We start from the raw sequence: 1,501 nt of genomic DNA on the forward strand, positions 1-1,501 counted from the left end.
ACCTACAAGAAGGGCATCAAAGTCAGCGATGCCGAGATGAAGCGTCTCGATATCCGCGGCGATACGTTCCATCCAGAATGGAATTACAAGATCACCCCCCGGACCCAGAAATCGTCGCAGTTATAGTTGCTGGCGTCCTAAGCCTTGGGGAAAGCCAACAGCAGGGCGTCCAGTAAAAGGTGCTGAGCCTTCCGTCTGTTGTAGCGGTATTCAAACTCCCGGAGATACGTCTGAAGGTGCTTCTTCGACACCGAAATATGCGTCCCCGCGATTGACCGCTGCACGTGAGCCCAAAAGCTCTCGATAGTGTTGGTGTGAACGGGGCCGCGAACGTATTCCTTCTTGGAGTGGTTCACCGTGCGATGATGGTAGCCGCTTCTCTCAAGCGCACCAAATGCCCTCGCTTCATCTGTTTAGACCCGGCTTCCAGAATGCACCCACGTCGCCACACGAGTGGTTACGGCGCTCAGTGATCGATTGGGAATGACACGGGTAATGACAGGCCCGCCGCGTTCTGCCATGCCGAGCACAACCGACTTGTCATCCTCGCCAAGCTTGTCCTTGCCGCCAAAGAACATCTTGTCGACTTCAACGGCGGGTGCATCGGGGCCACGGCCACCAAGGGGCTGATCGCCATCGACCCAACCCATGTACTTACGGATTTCGTTGCACATCCGCCAAGCTGTCTTGTAGGTGACGCCCGTTTGCCTCTGGACTTCCTTGGCGCTCACGCCATTCCGCGAAGCGCAGAACAGGAACATGACATGAAACCATGTCGTTAATGGCGTGCGGGTGCGCTCAAACGGGGTTCCTGCCATTGGGTGAACATGGTGGCCGCAATTGCAGGTATAGGCGGGCATTCCCTTGAGGCGGTGAAACGTGTTGATCTGGCCGCACTTTGTGCAGACTGGCTCGTTGCCATACCGGGTGGCAAACAGGTGATCGAGGCAGGTGTCGTCATTCGGGAACCGAGACTGAAACTGCTTGATCGTGACTGGCTTGGTCATTTGCCGTTCTCCTATGATCTGAATATAGGAAATCAGCCAGCATACGTCAAGGGGATATATCCGTGTATCCGCCTGTTGAATTGAACATAAAGATATGTTTATACGATTATGGAGGTGTTGGCATGGATGAATTGCTATCAGGTTTGCGCGCTGTTGCGGAGGCGACACGTGTGCGCATCCTTTTTATTCTGTCGCATGGCGAGGCGAATGTCAGCGAATTGACCCAGATCCTGGGCCAGAGCCAGCCGCGCGTGAGCCGCCACCTGAAGCTGATGACCGAGGCCGGGCTCATCAGCCGCCACAAGGAAGGCAACTGGGTGCTGTTCCGCCTGCGCGAGGAGGACATGGGCGGCGCCCTCGCCCGCTCGATCGTCGATCTTCTGCCCGGCGCCGACCCGGTGCTGGCGGGCGACCTCGCGCGGCTCGAAGACATCCGCAGCCGCGAGACCTCACCCAATGTCACCACCGCACCCACAGGCTGCAAGGCGATATCG

The 1,501-nt window shown here is 57.2% G+C and carries 2 protein-coding genes and 1 pseudogene; 2 read left to right on the forward strand and 1 reads right to left on the reverse strand.

Going from position 1 to position 1,501, the window contains the following annotated elements; translation table 11 throughout:
- On the forward strand, positions 1 to 126 hold a 126-nt coding region (locus ACEW8Q_RS12175), incomplete at its 5' end, for a hypothetical protein (RefSeq protein WP_373504326.1).
- 11 nt (positions 127 to 137) lie between these two features.
- Here the strand turns inward: ACEW8Q_RS12175 and ACEW8Q_RS12180 are convergent.
- Positions 138 to 1,007 (reverse strand): annotated as a pseudogene (locus tag ACEW8Q_RS12180) (IS1595 family transposase).
- Positions 1,008 to 1,129: 122 nt separating this feature from the next.
- On the opposite strand from ACEW8Q_RS12180, the gene ACEW8Q_RS12185 reads away from it, so the two are divergent.
- The coding region (locus ACEW8Q_RS12185) for an ArsR/SmtB family transcription factor (protein ID WP_373504325.1) at positions 1,130 to 1,501 on the forward strand (372 nt) is incomplete at its 3' end.

Source organism: Aestuariivirga sp. (genome assembly GCF_041738905.1).
In the GTDB taxonomy this organism is placed as follows: domain Bacteria; phylum Pseudomonadota; class Alphaproteobacteria; order Rhizobiales; family Aestuariivirgaceae; genus Aestuariivirga.